Annotated in this window: 19 protein-coding genes and 1 tRNA gene; 11 read left to right on the plus strand and 9 right to left on the minus strand. The window is 69.3% G+C overall.

The window, feature by feature from the left end:
• The first annotated feature begins 77 nt into the window (after nt 1-77).
• The 6 genes from trpC to MUN33_RS08010 are packed head-to-tail and all read left to right on the plus strand — an operon-like array spanning nt 78 to nt 6,274.
• Complete coding sequence (gene trpC, locus MUN33_RS07985) at nt 78-890, plus strand: indole-3-glycerol phosphate synthase TrpC (RefSeq protein WP_244804365.1); 813 nt, start codon at nt 78-80, stop codon at nt 888-890.
• 30 nt (nt 891-920) lie between these two features.
• Nucleotides 921-2,258 (plus strand): tryptophan synthase subunit beta, encoded by a 1,338-nt coding sequence (gene trpB / locus MUN33_RS07990; RefSeq protein ID WP_244804366.1) that lies wholly within the window; start codon nt 921-923, stop codon nt 2,256-2,258.
• Entirely contained in the window at nt 2,258-3,031 is a 774-nt protein-coding gene (trpA, locus tag MUN33_RS07995; protein WP_244804367.1) for a tryptophan synthase subunit alpha, read from the plus strand. Before trpB ends, trpA begins: the two co-directional genes overlap by 1 nt.
• Nucleotides 3,028-3,951, plus strand: a complete 924-nt coding sequence (lgt, locus tag MUN33_RS08000; protein ID WP_244804368.1) for a prolipoprotein diacylglyceryl transferase — start codon at nt 3,028-3,030, stop codon at nt 3,949-3,951. Before trpA ends, lgt begins: the two co-directional genes overlap by 4 nt.
• The gene (pyk, locus tag MUN33_RS08005) at nt 3,948-5,363 is read left to right on the plus strand and encodes a pyruvate kinase (RefSeq protein WP_244804369.1); all 1,416 of its coding nucleotides are present in this window, start codon (nt 3,948-3,950) and stop codon (nt 5,361-5,363) included. The genes lgt and pyk overlap by 4 nt, the downstream gene beginning before the upstream one ends.
• Before the next feature lie 14 nt (nt 5,364-5,377).
• On the plus strand, nt 5,378-6,274 hold the full coding sequence (locus MUN33_RS08010) for a patatin-like phospholipase family protein (RefSeq protein ID WP_244804370.1): 897 nt from the start codon (nt 5,378-5,380) through the stop codon (nt 6,272-6,274).
• Between the two features lie 6 nt (nt 6,275-6,280).
• On the opposite strand, the gene MUN33_RS08015 is transcribed toward MUN33_RS08010, so the two are convergent.
• Nucleotides 6,281-7,516, minus strand: a complete 1,236-nt coding sequence (locus tag MUN33_RS08015; protein ID WP_244804371.1) for an amidohydrolase — start codon at nt 7,514-7,516, stop codon at nt 6,281-6,283.
• Between the two features lie 15 nt (nt 7,517-7,531).
• Nucleotides 7,532-8,896, minus strand: a complete 1,365-nt coding sequence (locus MUN33_RS08020) for a DUF4921 family protein (RefSeq protein ID WP_244804372.1) — start codon at nt 8,894-8,896, stop codon at nt 7,532-7,534.
• A gap of 66 nt (nt 8,897-8,962) precedes the next feature.
• On the opposite strand from MUN33_RS08020, the gene MUN33_RS08025 reads away from it, so the two are divergent.
• Nucleotides 8,963-9,349, plus strand: coding sequence for a hypothetical protein (locus MUN33_RS08025; RefSeq protein WP_244804373.1), 387 nt, complete (start codon nt 8,963-8,965; stop codon nt 9,347-9,349).
• 8 nt (nt 9,350-9,357) lie between these two features.
• Here MUN33_RS08025 and ehuA read toward each other — a convergent pair whose 3' ends face one another.
• Genes ehuA through MUN33_RS08040 form a run of 3 tightly spaced genes read right to left on the minus strand, consistent with a single transcriptional unit; the run spans nt 9,358 to nt 12,061 of the window.
• Nucleotides 9,358-10,137, minus strand: a complete 780-nt coding sequence (gene ehuA, locus MUN33_RS08030) for an ectoine/hydroxyectoine ABC transporter ATP-binding protein EhuA (RefSeq protein ID WP_305037379.1) — start codon at nt 10,135-10,137, stop codon at nt 9,358-9,360.
• Nucleotides 10,134-11,102, minus strand: a complete 969-nt coding sequence (locus tag MUN33_RS08035; RefSeq protein ID WP_244804374.1) for an amino acid ABC transporter permease — start codon at nt 11,100-11,102, stop codon at nt 10,134-10,136. The genes ehuA and MUN33_RS08035 overlap by 4 nt, the downstream gene beginning before the upstream one ends.
• The gene (locus tag MUN33_RS08040) at nt 11,099-12,061 is read right to left on the minus strand and encodes an ABC transporter substrate-binding protein (RefSeq protein ID WP_369414938.1); all 963 of its coding nucleotides are present in this window, start codon (nt 12,059-12,061) and stop codon (nt 11,099-11,101) included. The genes MUN33_RS08035 and MUN33_RS08040 overlap by 4 nt, the downstream gene beginning before the upstream one ends.
• A 44-nt stretch (nt 12,062-12,105) precedes the next feature.
• Between MUN33_RS08040 and MUN33_RS08045 the strand changes: the two genes are divergently transcribed.
• Nucleotides 12,106-13,407, plus strand: a complete 1,302-nt coding sequence (locus MUN33_RS08045) for a glutaminase (protein WP_244804375.1) — start codon at nt 12,106-12,108, stop codon at nt 13,405-13,407.
• Here MUN33_RS08045 and MUN33_RS08050 read toward each other — a convergent pair.
• A complete protein-coding gene (locus MUN33_RS08050) occupies nt 13,391-13,537 on the minus strand; it encodes a hypothetical protein (protein WP_244804376.1) in 147 nt (48 codons plus the stop codon). The genes MUN33_RS08045 and MUN33_RS08050 overlap by 17 nt on opposite strands.
• Before the next feature lie 95 nt (nt 13,538-13,632).
• Between MUN33_RS08050 and MUN33_RS08055 the strand changes: the two genes are divergently transcribed.
• Nucleotides 13,633-14,220, plus strand: a complete 588-nt coding sequence (locus MUN33_RS08055) for a metallophosphoesterase family protein (protein ID WP_244804377.1) — start codon at nt 13,633-13,635, stop codon at nt 14,218-14,220.
• Nucleotides 14,221-14,285: 65 nt separating this feature from the next.
• On the opposite strand, the gene MUN33_RS08060 is transcribed toward MUN33_RS08055, so the two are convergent.
• Nucleotides 14,286-14,367, minus strand: a tRNA-Leu gene (locus MUN33_RS08060).
• Between the two features lie 59 nt (nt 14,368-14,426).
• Complete coding sequence (locus tag MUN33_RS08065; protein ID WP_244804378.1) at nt 14,427-15,095, minus strand: TetR/AcrR family transcriptional regulator; 669 nt, start codon at nt 15,093-15,095, stop codon at nt 14,427-14,429.
• 101 nt (nt 15,096-15,196) lie between these two features.
• Between MUN33_RS08065 and polA the strand changes: the two genes are divergently transcribed.
• Complete coding sequence (gene polA, locus MUN33_RS08070) at nt 15,197-17,905, plus strand: DNA polymerase I (protein WP_244804379.1); 2,709 nt, start codon at nt 15,197-15,199, stop codon at nt 17,903-17,905.
• A 26-nt stretch (nt 17,906-17,931) separates the two neighbouring features.
• Here polA and MUN33_RS08075 read toward each other — a convergent pair whose 3' ends face one another.
• A complete protein-coding gene (locus MUN33_RS08075; protein WP_244804380.1) occupies nt 17,932-18,954 on the minus strand; it encodes a DUF368 domain-containing protein in 1,023 nt (340 codons plus the stop codon).
• Nucleotides 18,955-19,038: 84 nt separating this feature from the next.
• Between MUN33_RS08075 and MUN33_RS08080 the strand changes: the two genes are divergently transcribed.
• Entirely contained in the window at nt 19,039-20,115 is a 1,077-nt protein-coding gene (locus MUN33_RS08080; protein ID WP_244804381.1) for an isocitrate/isopropylmalate family dehydrogenase, read from the plus strand.
• Nucleotides 20,116-20,200 lie beyond the last annotated feature (85 nt).

A 20,200-nucleotide genomic window follows, 5' to 3' on the forward strand; every position in this document is an offset into this window, starting at 1 on the left:
CACCCCGATGCCGCTCCCGTCCGGGTGCGGGGATAGCATGGAACTTCGCTGAGACACCTGACCTGCCGGGAGGAAAGATGGCAACCGTACTCGACGAGATCATCGCCGGGGTACTCGAGGACACCGCACGACGGGAGTCCGAGGTTCCGTTCGCCGAGATCAAGGCGATGTCGCTGGACATGCCGCCGGCCCTCGACGCCCACGCGGCACTGAGCGGACCCGAGGTGAGCGTGATCGCCGAGGTCAAGAGGGCCAGCCCGTCCAAGGGCCACCTCGCCGACATCCCCGAGCCCGAGATCCTGGCCGGCGCCTACGCCGCCAACGGGGCGGCGGTGATCAGCTGCCTCACCGAGGAGCGGCGCTTCCGTGGTTCGCTCGCCGACTTCGACAAGGTGCGTGCCGCCGTCGACGTCCCCCTGCTGCGCAAGGACTTCACGGTGAACCCGTACCAGGTCCACGAGGCGCGCGCCCACGGTGCGGACGTCGTCCTGCTCATCGTCGCCGCCCTGGACCAGGACCGCCTCGTGGCGCTGCTGGACCGCACCGAGTCCCTGGGCATGACCGCCCTGGTGGAGGTCCACTCCGAGGAGGAGGCACAGCGCGCCGTCGACGCCGGGGCGTCGGTGATCGGGGTGAACGCCCGGAACCTCAAGACCCTCGAGGTCGATCCCGGCGTCTTCGCCCGGATCGCGCCCCACCTGCCGGACTCCGTGGTCAAGGTCGCCGAGTCCGGGGTGCGCAACACCACCGACATGCAGGCCTACGCCACCGCCGGGGCGGACGCCATCCTCGTCGGTGAAGGGCTCGTCACGGCGACGAGTCCGGGGCAGGCGTGCCGCGCGCTCGTCGCCGCCGGACAGCACCCCGCCTTCCGACCGGACCCGAAGTAGCCGGGGCGTCGTAAGGTACAGTTCCTGGGTGTGAGTACACGATCCGGGAACGACAAGAGTGACGGCACGAACACCCTCGACCTGCCCACGGCAGGGGAGGTCCTCGCCGTGCCGACGGCACACGACGCGGACGAGCACGGTCACTGGGGGGACTACGGCGGACGGTACATCCCCGAAGCCCTGATGGCCGTCATCGAGGAGATCCAGGACGCCTGGGCGAAGGCCCGCGCCGACCGGGGGTTCCTCGACGAACTCGACGAACTGCACCGCACCTACACCGGGCGTCCGTCGCCGCTGTACCACGGGGCACGGTTCTCCGAGGCGGTCGGCGCGGAGGTCTGGTTCAAGCGTGAGGACCTGAACCACACCGGGTCCCACAAGATCAACAACGTCCTCGGCCAGGTCCTGCTCGCCAAGCGGATGGGCAAGGAGAACGTCATCGCCGAGACCGGCGCCGGCCAGCACGGCGTCGCCACCGCGACCGCGTGCGCCCTGCTCGGGCTGAACTGCCGCATCTACATGGGGGAGGTCGACGCCCGGCGGCAGGCACTCAACATCGCGCGGATGCGCCTGCTCGGCGCCGAGGTCATCGAGGTGACGGTGGGGTCGGCGACCCTGAAGGACGCCATCAACGAGGCCATGCGCTACTGGGTCTCCCACGCCGACGACACCTACTACTGCTTCGGCACCGCCGCCGGGCCGCACCCGTTCCCCGAGATGGTGCGCGACCTCCAGCGCATCATCGGGGTGGAGGCGCGTGCGCAGATCCTCGCGGAGGCGGGACGCCTGCCGGACGCGGTCATGGCGTGCGTCGGCGGCGGGTCGAACGCCATCGGCCTGTTCCACGCGTTCATCGACGACGCGGACGTCGCCCTCGTCGGTGGTGAGGCCGGGGGCGACGGTGTGGAGACCGGGCGGCACGCCGCGCCGATCACCGTCGGTTCCGAGGGGGTCTTCCAGGGGTCCTTCGCCGCGCTGATGCAGAACGAGGACGGCCAGATCACCGAGTCGCACTCGATCTCCGCCGGGCTCGACTACCCCGGGGTCGGCCCCGAGCACTCCTACCTGGCGAAGCAGGGCAGGGCGCAGTACCTGCCGGTCACCGACACCGAGGCCATGGAGGCCTTCCGTCTGCTGACCAGGACGGAGGGGATCATCCCCGCCATCGAGTCCGCCCACGCCGTCGCCCTGGCGGTGAAGGTCGGGGCCGAGTACGCCGACGGCCGCCGGAGCACGACCAGCGGTGCACGCCCCGTGTTCATCGTCAACGTCTCCGGGCGCGGGGACAAGGACGTCGACACCGCCGCCACATGGTTCGGCATGCACCCGGAACAGTCCGCCGACGGCGCGAACGAGGAGAAGAACTGATGAGCAGACTGTCCGAGATCTTCACCGACGCCACGGGCGACGGCCGTGCCGCACTGGTGGGTTACCTCCCGGCCGGTTACCCGACCGTCGACGGGTCGGTGGAGCTGGTGACTGCCCTGGCCCGCTACGCCGACCTCATCGAGGTGGGCGTGCCCTTCACCGACCCGATGATGGACGGCCCGACGATCCAGGCGGCCGCGACGACCGCCCTCGACGCCGGGTTCCGCGTCAAGGACACCTTCACCGTCGTGCAGGCGGTCACCGACGCCGGTGGGGCCGCCGTCATCATGAGCTACTGGAACCCGATCCTGCAGTACGGTCCGGAGCGTTTCGCCGAGGAACTCGCCGCCGCCGGCGGTCTCGGGTCGATCATCCCCGACCTGCTGCCCGAGGAGTCGGCCCGATGGAACGAGGCGTGCCGGGCCAACGGCCTCGACAACGTCTACCTCGTCGCACCGTCCACCACGCCCGAACGGCTCGCCCTCACCGTCGGTGCCGGAGGCGGTTTCATCTACGCGCAGTCGCACATGGGTGTCACCGGCGCCCAGGACGACGTCTCCTCGGACGCCCGGGAGCTCGTCTCCCGGACCCGCGCGGCCACGGACCTGCCGGTGGCCGTCGGGCTCGGGGTGAAGACCGGTGGGCATGCCGCGGCGATCGCGGACTACGCCGACGGCGTGATCGTCGGCTCCGCCCTGATCTCCGCCGCGTCGGAGGGTGTCGAGACCCTGGACCGCCTGGCCGCCGAGCTGTACGAGGGGGTACGCCGGTGACGACGGAGCTCCTCGCGGCCATCCCGTCCCCGCCCCAGGGCGTGTGGCACCTCGGCCCGGTCGCGGTGCGCGCCTACGCCCTGTGCATCCTGACCGGGATCGTGGTGGCGGTGTACTGGACGGTGCGCCGCTACGTCGCGCGGGGCGGCCGGGCCGAGACGGTGATCGACAGTGCGATCGCCGCGGTCCCGGCCGGCATCGTCGGTGGGCGGATCTACCACGTCATCACCGACCACCACCTGTACTTCGGGGATGGGCGCAACTGGGTCGACGCCGTCAAGATCACCAACGGCGGTCTCGGCATCTGGGGTGCGGTGATCGGCGGTGGTCTGGCGGTGTGGGCCGTCCTGGCCTACAAGAAGGTGCCGCTGGGGCCGTTCGCCGACGCCGTCGCCCCGCCGATCCTGCTGGCCCAGGCCATCGGGCGGCTGGGGAACTGGTTCAACCAGGAGCTCTACGGCGGCGAGTCCGACGCCCCGTGGGCGCTGGAGATCTACCGGCGGGTGGACGCCGCCGGCAACATCGACCAGATGAACGGCGTCTCCGACGGCGTCGTCCTGGCCACCGTGCAGCCGACGTTCCTGTACGAGCTCCTGTGGAACCTGCTGGTCGTGGTGCTGCTCGTCGTCGCCGACCGACGTCTCCGTCTCGGCGGGGGCCGGGTGTTCATGCTCTACGTGGCCGGCTACACCTTCGGCCGGTTCTTCATCGAGCTGATGCGTACCGACGCCGCGACCACCGTCTTCGGTGACGTGCGGATCAACAGCGTGGTGTCCGCCGTGGTGTTCGTCGGCGCGGTCGTCCTCTTCGTCGCGACCCGCTCGCGGACCCGGGAGACCCCTGAGGTCGTCGCCGGCCCGGCGGCCGGGACACCCGACGGTAGCGGGAGTGAGGGTACCGGGCTATCCTCGGACGGGTGAGTAGACGCACCAAGATCGTATGCACCCTGGGCCCCGCAGTGGCCTCCGCAGACAAGATCCGTGAGCTCGTTCTGGCGGGGATGAATGTCGCCCGGCTGAACTTCTCGCACGGCGAACATGCGGATCATCAGCAGAACTACGAGTGGGTCCGTCAGGCGGCCGAGGAGACCGGTCGGCCGGTCGGCGTCCTGGCCGACCTGCAGGGGCCGAAGATCCGTCTCGGCCGGTTCGCCGACGGCGCGACCTACTGGGAGACCGGCGAAGAGGTCCGGATCACCGTCGACGAGGTGTCCGGGACCCACGACCGGGTCTCGACCACCTACAAGGAGCTGGCCAGGGACGCCCGCCCCGGCGACCGCCTCCTCGTCGACGACGGCAAGGTCGGTCTCGTCTGCAAGTCCGTCGACGGCAACGACGTCGTCTGCGAAGTGGTCGAGGGCGGCCCCGTCTCCAACAACAAGGGCGTCTCTCTGCCGGGGATGAAGATCTCCGTGCCCGCGCTCTCCGAGAAGGACATCGCCGACCTGCGGTTCGCCCTGACCATGGGCGCCGACGTCATCGCCCTGTCCTTCGTGCGCTCCCCGGCGGACGTGGAGCTGGTGCACGAGATCATGGACGAGGTCGGCCGTCGCGTGCCGGTCATCGCGAAGCTGGAGAAGCCCGAGGCCGTCGACGCGCTGGAGCCGATCATCCTGGCCTTCGACGCCATCATGGTCGCCCGTGGTGACCTCGGCGTCGAGGTCCCTCTGGAAGAGGTCCCCCTGGTGCAGAAACGGGCCGTGCAGATCGCCCGCGAGAACGCCAAGCCGGTCATCGTCGCCACCCAGATGCTGGACTCGATGATCGAGAACTCCCGGCCCACCCGCGCCGAGGCGTCCGACGTCGCCAACGCGGTGCTCGACGGTGCGGACGCGGTCATGCTCTCCGGTGAGACCTCCGTCGGCAAGTACCCGGTGGACACGGTGAAGACGATGTCGCGCATCGTCACCGCCGCCGAGATCGACGGCGAGGTGCCGCCGTTGTCCCACCTCCCGCGCACCAAGCGTGGTGTGATCAGCTTCGCCGCCAAGGACATCGGTGAGCGGCTCAACGCCCGCGCGCTGGTCGCCTTCACCGCCTCCGGTGACACCGCCCGCCGCGTCGCGCGGCTGCGTTCCGACCTGCCGCTGCTGGTGTTCACCCCGTCGCAGGAGGTCCGTAACCAGCTCGCCCTGACCTGGGGTGCGGAATCCTTCCTCACCAACCACGTCAGCACCACCGACGAGATCATGCAGGAGGTGGACTCCATCCTGCTGGGGCAGGCCGGATTCACCCGGGAGGACGCGGTCGTCATCGTCGCCGGTTCGCCCCCCGGAACCGCGGGCAACACCAACATGATCCACGTCCACCTGCTCGGCGAAGACACCGCCTAGGAGGCAGGTCCCGGATGATCGACGCGCGTGACACGGCACTGCTGCTGGAAGGCGGCGGCATGCGTGCGTCCTACAGTGCGGGGGCGATGGACGTCCTCATGGAGAACGACGTCCGCTTCGGCTGGGTCGGGGGAGTCTCGGCCGGGGCCTCCCACCTGGTCAGCTACCTCAGCGGGGAACGCGACCGGCTACGTCACAGCTTCGTGGACTTCGCCACCGACCCCCACTTCGGCGGGTGGACCTGGCTGCTCCGCGGCAAAGGCTACTTCAACGCCGAATACATCTACGGTCAGGCTCCTACGCTTGACCTACCGCGTCCCTACGACGCCCGCCGCGTGCTCGACGGGGACACGGAGTTCCGGATCTGCGCCACCAGGGCGGACAACGGCGACCCGGCCTACTGGGGTCGCCGCGACATCCGGTCGGGTACCGAACTGATGGACCGGGTCCGCGCGTCGTCGACGATCCCCTTCGCGATGCCGGTGCCCCGGATCGACGGGGTGCCCTATGTCGACGGGGCGCTCGGGCCGTCCGGCGGCATTCCCCTGGACGCGGCGCTCGCCGACGGGTACGACCGGTTCTTCGCCGTCCTGACCCATCCGCGCGGCTACGTGAAGCCTCCGGTGGGGAAGCCGGCGGTGTGGCGCGCCCTGCTCCGCCGGTACCCCGCGGTGGCGGACGCCCTCATCACCCGCCACATCCGCTACAACGCCACGATGGACCGCCTCTACGCCCTGGAGCGCGCCGGCCGGGCGTTCCTGTACTTCCCGGAGGACGAGGCACCGGTCAGCTCGACCGAGCGCAACGTCGACATCCTGCGTGACTCCCTGCACCGCGGGACGGAGCAGGCGCGGCGCGACTGGACCGGGATGGACGCGTTCCTCGGCCGTCCGTCGGTGCCGGTGACCTGACGTACCCTACGCCGACCGCCAGAGGTAGGCCAGGACCCCGGCGATCGCCGCGCGCGTCGCGGTGTCCACCGTGCCGGGGGCGGGCAGGAAATGGGGGGAGTGGTTGCCCGGGATGTCCTGGGCCACCCGGTCGGACGCCACCGCCGCGTCCCAGGCGTCCCGGTCGGTGCACCCGGTGAGCCAGAACTCGTAGGGCACCCCGAAATGCCGGGGGATCTCGGAGAAGTCCTCCGAGGCCGTCCAGCGGGCCGCGTCCTGTGACCCCTCACCGAAGACCGCGTCGAACACCGGGCGGACGGTGTCGTGCACCCCGGGGTCGTTGTCGGTGAGCTCACCGCGCGCGGAGTAGACGATGTCCGCCGGCCGTGGGGTCCCCGAGGCCAGGCATTCGGCCTGGATCACCCGCTCGATCGCGGCGTAGGTACGGTCCCGCACGGCGGTGTCGTAGAAGCGGCAGTTCAGGACCAGGGTGGCTGTGTCCGGGATGGTGTTGTTCGTGTGGCCGGCGGTGAGTGTGCCCACCGAGACCACGGCGAAGTCGTCGGCGGCGACCTCGCGTCCCACGATCCCCTGGAGCCGGACCACGATCATCGCGGCGAGGAACGTCGGGTCGATCGAGTTGTGCGGCGCCGAGGCGTGCGAGGACACCCCGTGCAGGGTGACGGTGATGGTGTCGCAGGCGGCCATGACCGGCCCCGCCGCGGAGAACACCGTACCCACCGGTCCGGGCATCACGTGTTGGCCGAGGCACACGTCGGGGGCGGGGATCCGGTCGGCCAACCCGTCCTCGATCATCGACGTCGCGCCACGGGTCACCTCCTCGGCGGGCTGGAACAGGGCGATGAACGTCCCCGACCACGCGTCCCGTCGGGCGTCCATGACCTCGCACAGGCCCATCAGGGCGGTGGTGTGCACGTCGTGGCCGCAGGCGTGCATCACCCCCGGGTTCAGTGAGGCGTAGTCGGCCCCGGTGTCCTCGGTGACCGGCAGGGCGTCGAAGTCGGCCCGGTAGAGGACGGTCGGGCCGTCGCCGTTGCGCCACACCGCGGTGACACCGTGCCCGCCGATGCCGGAGGTGACCTCCGCCCCCAGCGACCGCAGCCGTTGCAGGATGTACGCCGCGGTCTGCTCCTCCCGCTCACTGAGCTCCGGATGCCTGTGCATCCAGGTGTAGAAGTCCTCTGTCCAGGACAGGTCCACACCGTGGCCGTCGACGAATTCCGCGATCCCGTGGGTACTCATGGGAGACGATTCTAGCTACCGCACCGCCGGGTTGTAGCGCAGGGAGTTGCGTTGGAAGTCGATCTCGTCGCCGAGCCGGATCCCGGGGGCCAGCCGCCCCCGGTCCCGCGCCTCCTGCAGCGTGTCGAGCACCTTGGCCTTCAGGGCCGCGGGACTGAGCGTGTTGATGAAGATCTTGGTCCCGCCCTCGAACCCGGCCATGGTGGAGTCACGCCACTTGATCATGATGCGCCAGGGCATCGGGACGTCCACGTCGAGCGGCCGGTGCAGCCACTCCTCGTTGGACGGCATCTGCGGGCCTGCGGCGACATGGCAGGCGTGGACCAGGTCGGCCATCGCGTCGCGTTCCTCGTCGCTGATCAGCCAGGGCTCGGTGGTCCCGGAGCGGGAGAAGACCTCGAGGGTGGGCCACCGGTGCCCGAACCCGGCGAAGGCCACGGCGTGGTCGTTCTCGGCGACGATGAGGTTGTGGTGGCCGGCGTAGTCCACCGCCCACTGGTTGTACATGTTCGGGTTCGCCCTGACCTGGGCGATCTCCGTCTCGTTCTGGAGGCCGTGCTCGTCGATCGCCACCAGCTGCTTGTGCAGGTGCTCGATGGTGGCACCGGCGGGTTCCAGCCAGTTCTGGAACGCCGCGACATAGCGGACGTACGGGTTGGCCCGGTAGAGCCGGTCCATCGCGTCCACGGTGAAGGCGATGTAGAGCCGGTGGTCCGACCAGCTCATCTCCCCGGAGCTGAGCAGCTGGTCGCTGCGGGTGGCGCCGGGGACGTAGTGGTCGCGGGCGAGGATGATGTCGTGGCCGCCGCCGAACAACGCGCCGCCGAGCTCGTTGACGCTCTGCGCCGCCCGGTCGTCGGTGAACAGTGCGTCGATCTCCTCGGCGGGGCGTCCCGCGGCCGCCAGGCGGATGCGCAGCAGCCGCTCGACGTGGTCCCGGCCCTCCGGCTCGGACAGGTACTCGGCCATGTGACGCGCCGCGGTGGCGTCCATCCGGTGCCCGTAGTTCACCAGCCAGTAGTCGTAGGTGAGGATCTCGTACAGGTTCGCCACCCGACGGAACAGGGGGTCGGTCTGATCGAGCTCGGAGACGGTGAGCCCGCGGAGGATCCGGGGGTCACCGTTGTCGTCGATGACCATCCGGGCCTTCTCCGGGGTGGTCCGCAGCAGGTCGGCGATGCCGAAGTCCGTCTGGTTGTCCCGGTTGGCGTCGGTCACCGCGAAGACCGCTTCGGGCCGTTCGCGGACGGGACGGTGGCCCCGGCTGGGGACGGTCCAGACTTCCGTCCCGGAAAACGGGTTGACTTGTTTGATGGTGCCGTCGGGCAGCGTCGTCAACGGGGGCACCGGTGCGGGGGAGATGGAGGAGTGGCCGATCACAGTTACCCAACAGTAGTCGCTCGCTGCCCGGCAGGGGGACCAGGGAGGTGCTTTACTATGGTCTGCATGCCACAGATCGAGTTCAAGATTCTTTCCACCGACGAGCAGCGGGACGCCGTCGTCGCTGATCTCCGCCAGTTGCTGGCCCTCAACGCCGGGACGCTCGACGCCGACGTCTCCGTCACCACCGGGACTACCGTGGATCCCGGTCTCGAGGACGTGTGGCGCGACCACGGGTTCGCCGACGCGGCCGACAACGCCGGCGAGGTGCCGACCCCGGCGACCGTCACCGTCGACGTGACCGGGTACGACGGCAGTGTCAGCGCCCTGACCGCACGGTTGTCCGAGGTGCTGGTCGTCCGGGACAAGCAGCCCGCCGAACAGCTCTTCCAGCAGGTCCTCGACGACCCCGGCACACCCCGGGTGCCGTGGTTCGTCGAAATCCGCCGCTGAGGCGGCGGTCAGTCCAGGATGCTCGAGAGGAAGGAGCGGGTGCGCTCCTGCCGCGGGTCCGTGATGACCTGACGGGCCGGGCCGTGCTCGACGATGCGTCCGCCGTCCATGAAGGCGACCTCGTCGGCGACCTCGCGGGCGAAGCCCATCTCGTGGGTCACCACCAGCATGGTCATGCCCTCGTCCGCCAGACGCCGCATCACGTTGAGGACCTCGCCGACGAGCTCGGGGTCCAGTGCGGACGTGGGCTCGTCGAAGAGCATCAGCTTGGGTTTCATCGCCAGCGCGCGGGCGATCGCCACGCGCTGCTGCTGACCACCGGAGAGCTGCACCGGCCAGGCGCCCGCCTTGTCGGCGAGCCCCACCATCGTCAGCAGTTCCCGGGCGGTGGCCTCCGCCTCGGCCTTCGGGATCCCCTTGACCTTCACCGGGGCCTCGATGATGTTGGCCAGGACGGTGCGGTGGGTGAACAGGTTGAACTGCTGGAAGACCATGCCGATGTCGGCGCGCTGGCGGGACGCCTCCCGCTCGGAGATCTGGTGCAGCCGGCCGTTGCGCTCCTGGTAGCCGATGAGGTCGCCGTTGACCTCGATGCGCCCGGCGTCGATGCTCTCGAGGTGGTTCACGCACCGCAGGAGGGTGGACTTACCGGAACCGGAGGGGCCGATGAGGCAGGTGACGCCGCCGGCGGGGACCTCCAGGTCGATTCCCTTGAGCACGTCGAGGCGGCCGTAGCGCTTCCAGACGTCCTTCACCGCGATCATGGGGGTGGCGTTCTCGGAACTCATCGGCCGTTCTCCTTGTCGTTTCCGGTGCGGGGGTTGCCCGGGTCCTCCACGGTGATGTTCGACGGGGGGAGGCCCTCGGCGTCGGTCAGGGCGGCGAGCTGACGGCTGGTCAACGCGCGCGAGGAGCCACGCGAGTAGTAGCGCTCCAGGTAGTGCTGTCCGACCATCAGGATCGAGGTGATCACCAGGTACCAGGTCGCGGCGACGAGCAGCATCGGGACAGGCTCGAACATGGCGTAGGCGATGTCCATCGACCGCCCGTACAGTTCACCGGCGTAGGGCAGGGCGATGACCAGCGACGTCGTCTTCAGCAGGCTGATCAGCTCGTTGCCCGTTGGCGGGATGATGATCCGCATCGCCTGCGGGAGGACCGTGCGGCGCATGTTCTGCCACCAGGTCATCCCCAGGGCCTTCGACGCCTCCGACTGGCCTTCCGGGACCGCCTGGATGCCGGCGCGGACGATCTCGGCCATGTAGGCCGACTCGTTGAGGCCCAGGCCGATCACGGCGAGCCAGAACATGTTGGTCAGCAGCGACTCCAGGTCGATCTCGGCGAAGCCCACGTTGACCGACTGGTAGACCGCCGACAGCAGACCCCAGAACACCAGCTGGACGTACACCGGGGTGCCGCGGAAGATCCAGAGGTAGAGCCAGGCGATGCCGCTGGTCACCGGGTTGGGGGACATGCGCAGCACGGCGAGGACGGCGCCGAGCACCACACCGACGATCATCGCCAGGACGGTCAGCGCCAGGGTGTTCAGGGCCGCTTCGGCGATCCGCGAGTCGAAGAGGTAGGACGCGTAGATGTCCCACCCGTAGGCGTCGTTGTGTGCCGCGTTCCAGAGGAACAGGGCCAGCAGCACCAGCAGGATCGCCGACGCGACGATCCTGCCGGGGTGGCGCAGGGGCACGACGTCGTTGTCGGTCGGACGGGTTCGTTCCTGCGTCCGGGAGTGGTCGCTCATGAGGATGCTCCTTGGTCGGCGGTTGCGGCAGCAGAGACGGGGTAGTCCCGGGTGTTGACGGTGACGGTGTCCACGGCGCCGTCGGTCAGGCCCCAGGGCTCGAGGATCTCCTCGTACTGCCCGGAGGTGATCAGGTACTCCAGGGCGGCCGCGAACGCGGGCACCAGGTCGGAGTCCTTGGCGAACGCCCACCCGAAGGGGGTCGTGTCGAACGCGTCGCCGGCCGGGACCAGTTTGCCCTCCGAGAGCCGGATGGCGTAGTCGGTGACCGCGGAGTCCGAACTCATCGCGTCGGCGCGCTCCAGTGCCGTGGCGTTGGCGGCGGCGTTGGCGGACTCGTAGACGAGCTTGTCGATCGCCGGCCGGCCGTCGGCGACGCACTGGTCGGACTTCACCTGGACGTCGTCGGTGTCGGAGTAGGTGCCCTTCTGCACCGCGACGGTGAGTCCGCAGGCGTCCGCGGGGTCGACGGTCTTGCCCGGGGTGGTCGCCCAGGAGATGCCCGAGGTGTAGAAGTCGACGAAGTCGTAGGACTCCTGGCGCTCCTCGGTGTCGGAGAAGCCGGAGGTGCCGATGTCCACCGTCCCGGCGCTGATCGACGGGAGGATCAGGTTGAAGTCCTGCTGCTGGAAACCGACGTCCAGCCCTAGGACCGCGCCTGCGGCCCGGACGAGGTCCACCTCGAACCCGATGATGTCCCCGGAGGGGTCCTTGAACTGGTTGGGCGGGAAGGTCGGGTTGGTCGAGGCCGAGATGCGTCCGGATTCGCGGTAGTCCGGGGGCAGGAGTTCCTGGAGGGCAGGGACCGGTTCCGGCAGGGTGTCGACCCAGCCGTCGGGGTTGCCGGACTCCTCGTTGGTCACGCAGGCCGCCAGGGACACCGAGATCATCAGGGCCCCCAGGACCGAGCCGACCTTACGGGCCGACCGGCCCGGTCGCGGAACGGAATGGGGTGTCATGGGGGGAAGTATATCGGCGCCGGATTCTGTTAATCTCGGGCCCCATGGATTCACTCGTCGAAGACTACCTGAACGACATCCTCGACCAGGTCCGAGACGAGGACGACGGGGAGGTCGCCGACTACATCCCCGAACTCGCCAAAGCGGACCCCACACCGTTGGCGCTGGCGATGTGCACCAACCAGGGGTGGATCTACAGCGTCGGCGACGACGAGCGGGAATTCACCATGCAGTCGATCTCGAAACCGTTCGCCTACGCCGCGGCGCTGCAGGACTGCGGGGTGGACAAGGTCATCGACACCGTGGGGATGGAACCGTCCGGCGAGGCCTTCAACGAGCTCTCGCTCGACGGCCGGACCCACCGTCCGGTCAATCCGATGATCAACGCCGGCGCCATCGCCGTCAACCAGCTGATCAACGGCGAGGACTCGTCGGTCGAGGACCGCGTCGACGTCATCGTGGAGTACTTCTCCCGGCTGGCCGGCCGCCCGCTCACGGTGGACGAGAGCGTCACCGAGTCCGAGACCGGCACCGCCGACCGCAACCTGGCGTTGGCGCACATGCTGCGGAGCTACGGGGTGATCGTCGACACCGCCGAGGACGCCGTGGCCAGCTACACCCGCCAGTGCGCCGTCCGCGTTACCGTGAAGGACCTGGCGGTGATGGGGGCCACGCTGGCCCTCGGCGGGGTCCAGCCGATCACCGGCGAACGCATCCTGGAACCCCTGGTGTGCCGTCAGGTGCAGGCGGTGATGGCGTCGGCGGGGATGTACGACGGCGCCGGGAAGTGGATGGCGGGGGTGGGGATCCCGGCGAAGTCCGGGGTCGCCGGTGGTCTGATGGGCACCCTGCCGGGGCAGCTGGGGATCGCCACGTTCTCGCCGCGACTCGATGAGTCGGGGAACAGCGTGCGTGGGGCGAAGATCTTCCGGGCGCTGTCCGAGGACATGGGGCTGCACCTCATGTCTGCGGTGACCCGCAAGGGGAGCTCCGTGCGCGGGATCCGTACCCGCGGCCGTACGACGGTGTTCCGGCTGCAGGGCGGGCTCGACTTCTCCGGGGCCGAGGAGTTCCTCATGGCGGCGGAGAACCGGGTGATCAAGACACCGCGGGTGATCATCGACGCCCGTCAGGTCACCGAAAGCAACCCGGTGGGCCGCCGCATGGTGAAGGAGGGCCTCCGTCGTATCCGCGAGAGCGGGAAGAAGGTGGCCGTCGTCGACCCGAGCAACGTCCTCGGTGACCGCCGTTTCGAGGACGGGACGAAGGTCGCCACGACCGCGGAGGAGTTCGACGACCAGGGGAGCGCCCCGGGTGGCGGTGACGCGCCTAGAAGCGCGGGATGAAGGACGTGAGGAACGCGCCGACGTCGCTGAGCAGACCGACCGGCGACGACAGGACGGAACCGGCGATGAACACGGCGTTGATCGAGTACGCGGCCGCGGTGTCCACGGCGTCGGCGATGGGAAGGTCCACAGTAATCCTCCTGGAGGGGGCTTGACTCGCCGGGCATCTCCCGGAAGTTTTCGAGTCCAATGTAGCGCATCGACCGGACAAGTACCATCGGTTGGATGACCGACTGGTTCACCGCCGACCTGCATATAGGACACCTCACCCCGGCACGCCCGAGGGGATTCGACACCGTGGAGGACCATGACACGGTCCTGACCGGGCACCTCCGCGAGATGCTGCTGCCCGGCGACCGGCTCTTCGTCGTCGGTGACATCTCCTCAGGCATCCCGGACCAGGAGGACCACGCCCTGGCGGTGCTCGCCGGTATCCGTGACGCCACCGGGGCACGTCTCCACCTGGTGGCCGGCAACCACGACGCCGTCCACCCGATGCACGCGCGGGCGTTGTCCGGCCACTCCCGCTTCCTCCGGACGTTCGACACGGTGTCCTCCGCCATGACGCTGAAGATCGAGGGGCAGCGGGCGGTCGTCAGCCACTTCCCCTACGACGGGGACCACACGAGCCCGGACCGCCACGTCCAGTGGCGGGCCCGGGACTGCGGGGCACCTGTCGTCCACGGGCACACCCACTCCACCGACAAGGTCAGCTACTCGCTGTCCGGGTCGTTGCAGCTCTGCGTCAGCCTCGACGCGTGGGGGATGCGGCCGGCGAGGAAGGACGACCTGGCGGCACTCGTGCGCGGGTGACGGAAAAAGGACCGCTCCAACGCAGAACCCCGCCGGTCTCCGTGGAGACCGGCGGGGTCGGAAGGTGCCCTGGGTGGGACTCGAACCCACACGCCCGAAGACACTGCATTTTGAGTGCAGCGCGTCTGCCAATTCCGCCACCAGGGCTGACCCCGGGAATGTTACTGCAGAGGTCTCCGTAGGGCCAACACGGGGTCCGGCTACCGTCAGGAAGCGGTGTCGGCAGTGTCGGCGGTGTCGGCACCGTCGAGGACACACTGGACCAGGCCGCCGTAGTACTCGATGAACGCGTCGACGTCGGCCTCGTGGAAGTATTCCTGGGTCACCAGTCTGCGCATCAACGCCAGACCGATCACCATCGACATCGCGGCCTCCGCACGCATCTCTGCGTCCCGGGAGGACTCCCGGAGGGACTCGGTGGCGACCCGCTCCAGGACCGGTGCCACCACCTGCTGGCGGAACACCTTGCCGAGGGTGTCGACGATATGCCGGTTGCCCCCGGCATCGGCGAGCTTACGCACCAGGGAATTCGGGCTGTCGTCGGCGGAGGTCACCGCCAGGCGCGCCAGGTGGGTCCCCATGTCGGCGAAATCGACCCTGCTGAGCCGGTCGGCTGCCTCGGTGAAGTCCAACTGGGCCTCGTACAGGTTCTCCTTCGTCCCGTAGTACTTGATGATCAGCGGTGCACTGACCCCCACCTCGTTGGCGATGTCCTTGAGCGACACCTCGCCGTAGGGCCGTTGGTTGAATGCGGCCTTCGCGCACTCCAGGATGCTCACCCGTGTCTGCTCCGCGCGCCGCCGTGCCGAGGTGTGCGCCTCCACGTCGAGGGTCGACGCCGGTTCGCCCGGGATACTCTCTGTCTGGTCACTCATGGCGACTAGACTAGCCCGGGCACGACGCCGATCGCGGCAGCCACCACGAGAAGTGTGTCCGACATGCCACCGACAGGTGACCGGACATGCAGGAAGGTCACATGACTGACAACCCCGGGGACGAACGTCCCACCCTCCTGTTGCTCGACGGGCATTCCCTGGCATTCCGGGCGTTCTACGCACTGCCCGCCCAGAACTTCTCCACCACCGGCGGGCAGTACACCAACGCGGTGTACGGCTTCCTCGGGATGTTCCTGGGTCTGATGGAGAACGAGAGGCCGACCCACGTCGCCGCCGCGTTCGACCTCTCCGGCCCGACCTTCCGTGAGAAGGACCTGCCGGAGTACAAGGCCCAGCGCCCGCCGGCACCGGAGGAGTTCCGCGGTCAGGTCGAACTGATCCAGGAAGCGTTGCAGGCCCTGGGTATCAGGACCCTGACCAAGGAGTCCTACGAAGCCGACGACATCATCGCCACCCTGTCCTGCCGAGGCAGCGAGGCGGGGATGCGCACCGTGATCTGCACCGGAGACCGGGACAGCCTGCAACTCGTCAACGACGACGTCACGGTGCTCTACACGCTCCGGGGCGTCTCCGAACTCGACCGGTTCACCCCGGCGCGGGTCGAGGAGAAGTACGGCGTCACGCCGACGCAGTACCCCGATCTCGCCTCGCTGCGTGGCGACACCTCCGACAACATGCCCGGGGTCCCCGGGGTGGGGCCGAAGACGGCACAGAAGTGGATCAGCAAGTACGGGAGCCTGGACGCGGTCATCGACCACCTCGACGACTTCGGCGGCAAAGTCGGGGAGTCCCTCCGGGAGAACATCGACAACGTCATCCTGGCACGCAAGGTCACCGAGATGGTGCGCGACCTCGATCTGGGCGACCTGGGGGGCGACGCAGGCCCCCTCGCCGCACTGCGTCCCGCCGCGGTGGACGCCACGGAGGCGAGCGAGCTGTTCGACACGCTGCAGTTCGGCGCGAACCTCCGCAACCGGACCTTCCGCGTGCTGGGGATCGAGTTCGAGGACGGCACGACGACCGAACTGACCGTCGACGACGTCCCCGAGGGCAAGCTCGCCACCTGGCTCGCCGCACGCGCCGGGTTCAAGGCGGGGCGGAACCCGGGTGACGCCGCCGTCAACCGTCCGCTCGTCCTGGAGGTCAGTGGTGACGGCGCGCCCTTCGGGGGACGCGCCGACCAGCTCGTCCTGCTCGATCCGGTGGCAGGCGACGACGGCGCACTCCACGCCGTGCAGGTCGACCTCGACGACCAGGCGCCGAAGGACGAGAAGGTCCTGCTGGAGTACCTGGCCGACGTCTCGGCCGCCAAGTGGATGCACGACTCCAAGCGGGGCTGGCACATGCTCCACGGGTCCGGGGTGGAGCTCGACGGGGTGGAACACGACACCGCCCTGGCGGCCTACCTGCTGCGTCCGGACGTCCGGTCGACGGGGCTGGCCGACGTCCTGCAGCGACACGTGGGTCACGAGCTGCCGGAGGAGGCGTCGACGGCGGTCCGCGCCCAGGCGGTCCTGGAGCTGGTGGAGTCCCTGACCGGTGAACTCGCCGGTATCGGGGCGATGGAACTGTACCTGGACCTGGAGGTGCCGCTGGCGACGGTCCTGGCGAGGATGGAGAGCCACGGTATCGAGGTCGACCGTCCTGCCCTGCAGGAACTCTCCGACAACTACGCCGACCGGATCGCCGAGGAGGTCACCGCCGCCCGCGAACTCGCCGGCGACGAGTCGCTGAACCTGTCGAGCCCGAAGCAACTGCAGAAGGTGCTCTTCGAGGACTTCGGTCTGCCGACGACGAAGAAGACCAAGACCGGGTACTCGACCGCCGCCGGGGAACTGGAGAAGCTGACCGCCCAGACCGGGCACCCGTTCCTCGGCCACCTCATGGCGCACCGTGAGTACCAGAAGATGAAGACCACCATCGACGGCCTCATCGAGGCCACGTCGGACGACGGACGGATCCACACCACCTTCAACCAGCGTGGCGCGGCGACCGGCCGGCTGTCGTCGGCGGAGCCCAACCTGCAGAACATCCCGGTGCGGACGGAGGCCGGCCGGCACATCCGCGGGGCCTTCCGGGTCGGGTCCGGGTACACCACCCTGCTGACCGCCGACTACTCGCAGATCGAGATGCGCGTCATGGCCCACCTGTCCCGGGACCCGGGGCTCATCGAGGCCTACCGGAACGGCGAGGACCTGCACAACTACGTCGGGTCCAGGGTCTTCGACGTCCCGGTCGACGAGGTCACCCCCGAGCTCCGTCGTCGGGTGAAGGCGATGAGCTACGGGCTGGTCTACGGGCTCAGCGCCTTCGGGCTCTCCCAGCAGCTCAACATCGCCGCCGGGGAGGCGAAGACGATCATGGACACCTACTTCGAGCGCTTCGGCGGTGTGAAGAGGTACCTCGACGAGGTCGTGGAGCAGGCGCGGAAGGACGGTTACACCGAGACCCTCTACGGGCGCCGGCGCTACCTCCCGGAGCTCAACTCGACCAACCGGGTGGCCCGGGAGAACGCCGAGCGCGCGGCCCTCAACGCGCCGATCCAGGGGACCGCGGCCGACATCATCAAGCGGGCGATGCTGCGGGTCGAGCGTGAGATGACGCGACGGGGGATGCGGTCACGGGTGCTGCTGCAGGTCCACGACGAACTCGTCGTCGAGGTCGTCGACGGGGAGCTCGAGGAGATGACCGCGCTGCTCCAGGAGCAGATGGACGGTGCGGCCGAACTCCGGGTCCCGCTGGACGTGTCGACCGGCACGGGGGAGAACTGGGAGGCCGCCGGACACTGAGTCCGGCGGCAGGGGGACTGCAGGGGTCAGGGCAGCCGGCCGCCGGAGGTTGTCGGGCGGGCGTCCTGCTCGCGTTCCCGGCGGCGCTTGGTCACCTGCTCGGTGACGACCATCGCCGCCACGACCGCGGCGCCGAGGACGGACAACCCCAGTGCCAGGGCCGCCTGGTCGCCCGGTGCCTGGAGGGCGGCGTCGTCGTCCTGCCACGGCCACAGCGCCCGCAGTGAGCCGAGCAGCATACCGGTCATGGTGAACAGGGTCAGGGTGCGGTGCCGGGTCAGGAGATGCTCCATCACGCGCACGAAGAGGACCAGGCCGGTGAGCGCACCCACGCCGAAGACCAGGATGTAGGTGACGTCCAGGTCGCTGACGGCGGTCAACGTGGCGGTGTAGATGCCGATCGCGTAGAGGAAGAACGACCCCGAGACCCCGGGGAGGATCAGGGCGCACACCGCGACCGCGGCGGCGATGAAGACCAGGACCAGGTTCGGGTCGGAGTTCGTCGTGGAGGAGAACCCGGTGGCGATGAAGGTGAACACGCCGCCGACGATGAAGAGCGGGACAGCCACGGGAAGACGACGCTTCAGGTCGCGCGAGTCGATCATCAGCAGCGGAACCACGACGGAGACCGCGACCATGCCCAGGAACAGGCTCTTCGCGGGCACCGGGTGGTCCTCCACGAACGAGCTGAGTGCCCCGGCCAACGCGAAGACGACGGCGACCATGCCGACCGCCATGGGGAGCAGCATCGTCCAGTCCACGGCCTTGAACCTGCGGACCCCCTCGGCGCGGTCGGTGGCGAACGCCTTCACCGCGTCGAGCAGTCGGTTGGCGTTGTAGAGCACCCGCTCGTAGGCGCCGGTGACCAGGGCCACCGTCCCGCCGGAGATGCCGGGGACCAGCTCGGCGGAGCCGATGAGGCCGCCGCGCAGGACGTTGAGGGCCACCGTCCCGGGGTTGAGGGGGGTGCGTCCGAACGTCGGTGCCTGGTCGGCCGCCGCTCCGGGGGACTTTTCTGGGCTGGGGGAGTTGTCGTTCACGCGCGTCATCGTATCCGGATTCGCGGGAGGAGGGTGAAACCCGCCGACGCGGCGCGTGTCCGCCGACCCTGTACTGACCTAGGATGGACACCCGTGAACACGACGCCTGAAGGACACCGGACATCCACCCTGACACTGGGCTACTGGCCCGGGGAGGGGATCGGCCCCGAGATCGTGGAGCCCACGGTCACCGCCGTCACGCTGGCGCTGCGGCACCATGGCGGGCCAGCGGTGACCTGGGTACCGCTGCTGCTCGGTCACGAGGCGTACCTGCAGACCGGGCAGATCCTGCCGGACGGGACCTGGTCCACCGTCGCCGGACTGGACGGCTGGGTCCTCGGGCCGCACGACAACGCGTCCTACCCGGCCGAGGCGCGGGCCCAGCAGAATCCGTCGGCGGCCCTGCGGGTCCATGCCGACCTGTGGGCGAACATCAGGCCGGTGCGCGGGGTCCCCGGTGCCGTGGCGCCGGACATGGACCTGGTCGTGGTCCGGGAGAACACCGAGGGGATGTACGCCGACCGGAACATGTACGCCGGTTCCGGCGACGTGATGGTCACACCGGACGTCGCGCTGGCGATCGGGACGTTCACCCGGCACGGGGTGCGCAGGATCGTCCGCCGGGCCGGGCAGGTCGCCGCGGAGCGGGGTGGGCCGCTCACCGTGGCACACAAGGCGAACGTCCTGGCGAGGAGCTCGGGGATGTACCTCGAGGAGGCGGAGGCGATGGCGGCCGAGACCGGGGTGGAGCTGCGGCCGGTGCACATCGACGCCCTGTGTGCCGACCTGGTGGTGCACCCGGGGCGTCACCGGACCGTCGTCGCCGAGAACATGTTCGGCGACATCCTCTCCGACCTGACCGCCGCGCTCGGCGGGTCGCTCGGGGCGGCGGGGAGCATCAACGCCGGTGACCGGGCGGTGATGGCCCAGGCCGCCCACGGGTCGGCGCCGGACATCGCGGGCCTGGGCACCGCCAACCCGGCGGGGCTGATGAACTCGGCGGCGATGATGCTCGACCACCTCGGCCACCACGCCGCCGCCGACGGTCTCGCCGCCGCGGTGCGCCACGCGGTGACCCACTGTCCGACCCCGGATCTCGTCGGTGCCGGAGGGGCCGGGACCCGCGAATTCTCCCAGGCGGTATTTGCACAGCTCGGAGGGGTCGTGTAGCCTACAATCCGTTAACCGTCTGTCCGCAGGCGCGCGACGGTGCCGGAACACTGAACGCTGGTGGGACGGCGCCCCCTGTCCATCA

The sequence above is a fragment of the Corynebacterium kalidii genome (assembly GCF_022869005.1).
Taxonomy (GTDB): domain Bacteria; phylum Actinomycetota; class Actinomycetes; order Mycobacteriales; family Mycobacteriaceae; genus Corynebacterium; species Corynebacterium kalidii.